Source organism: Geomonas sp. (genome assembly GCF_056994735.1).
This window is the reverse complement of record NZ_JBXKJL010000386.1, coordinates 1-1,410: the sequence shown is the minus strand read 5'-3', so window position 1 is coordinate 1,410 and position 1,410 is coordinate 1. Positions and strand designations below refer to the sequence as shown.

The following is a 1,410-nucleotide window of genomic DNA, read 5'->3' as shown; positions in this document are numbered from 1 at the left end:
TGAAACTCAAAGGAATTGACGGGGACCCGCACAAGCAGCGGAGCATGTGGTTTAATTCGAAGCAACGCGAAGAACCTTACCAGGACTTGACATCCCTCTGACAGACTCTTAATCGAGTCCTCCTTCGGGCAGAGGTGACAGGTGGTGCATGGTTGTCGTCAGCTCGTGTCGTGAGATGTTGGGTTAAGTCCCGCAACGAGCGCAACCCTTGTCATTAGTTGCCAGCAGTTCGGCTGGGCACTCTAGTGAGACTGCCGTGGATAACACGGAGGAAGGTGGGGATGACGTCAAATCATCATGCCCCTTATGTTCTGGGCTACACACGTGCTACAATGGCTGGTACAGAGAGACGCAAGACCGTGAGGTGGAGCAAATCTCCAAAACCAGTCCCAGTTCGGATTGTAGGCTGCAACTCGCCTACATGAAGTTGGAGTTGCTAGTAATCGCAGATCAGAATGCTGCGGTGAATGCGTTCCCGGGTCTTGTACACACCGCCCGTCACACCATGGGAGTGGGGTGCACCAGAAGTAGGTAGGCTAACCGCGAGGGGGCCGCTTACCACGGTACGCTTCATGACTGGGGTGAAGTCGTAACAAGGTAGCCGTATCGGAAGGTGCGGCTGGATCACCTCCTTTCTCGGAATCGGGGATCAGGGAACAGGGAGCCGAGGTCGGCAACGGCCGAGGTCCTGGACCGTTCTCCTCCCGGAGCCGTCTCAGCGCCCACGCCTATCGGTTGCAAGCACACTGCAACCACAGATCAAACGCAGGGTCGCGCACGGAGGTCGGATGTTTCCGATCGCGGGTGCCCGATGCCTGCCACGGGCCTGTAGCTCAGCTGGTTAGAGCACCGTCTTGATAAGGCGGGGGTCGATGGTTCGAATCCATCCAGACCCACCAGGATCCGGTATCAGGGATCGGCGTCGAGCAGGGCACGGGGCCGTAGCTCAGTTGGGAGAGCGCCTGCTTTGCAAGCAGGAGGCCGTCGGTTCGATCCCGTCCGGCTCCACCACCATCGGTTGCAGGACAGCGTTCAGCGGTGCGCTCTCGGTTGGAGAGTGCAGCGATGAAGGCTGTCGCTCTTTAACAATTGGGAAGGTAAGGCGTTCACGAGGCTTGATGAGAGTCTCGTGGACAAAGGGTTGAGTTGTATCTTGCTCGTCCGCGCGAGACAGAAGGCGCGTGGGCGGGTGGCGCAAACACACTCGTGACGGTGTGTCTTGGGTGGACGGTGTTGGCGGTGGGGGTTCTGACTCCTGTCTTCCGACTCCGGTCTCCCGAGACCGCACAGTTATGGGGTCAAGCGACTAAGTGCATGTGGTGGATGCCTTGGCGATTACAGGCGATGAAGGACGTGGCAGCCTGCGAAAAGCTGCGGGGAGCTGGCAAACGAGCATTGATCCGCAGATGT

General features: G+C 58.4%; 2 tRNA genes and 2 rRNA genes. All 4 read left to right on the top strand.

Annotation, left to right across the window (positions count from 1 at the left end):
• Positions 1 to 635 (top strand): 16S ribosomal RNA (locus AC11W3_RS16745); the annotation flags it as partial.
• Between the two features lie 187 nt (positions 636 to 822).
• Positions 823 to 899 (top strand) — tRNA-Ile (locus AC11W3_RS16740).
• 36 nt (positions 900 to 935) lie between these two features.
• Positions 936 to 1,011: transfer RNA gene (locus AC11W3_RS16735), tRNA-Ala, on the top strand.
• Between the two features lie 285 nt (positions 1,012 to 1,296).
• Positions 1,297 to 1,410, top strand: a 23S ribosomal RNA gene (locus AC11W3_RS16730); the annotation flags it as partial.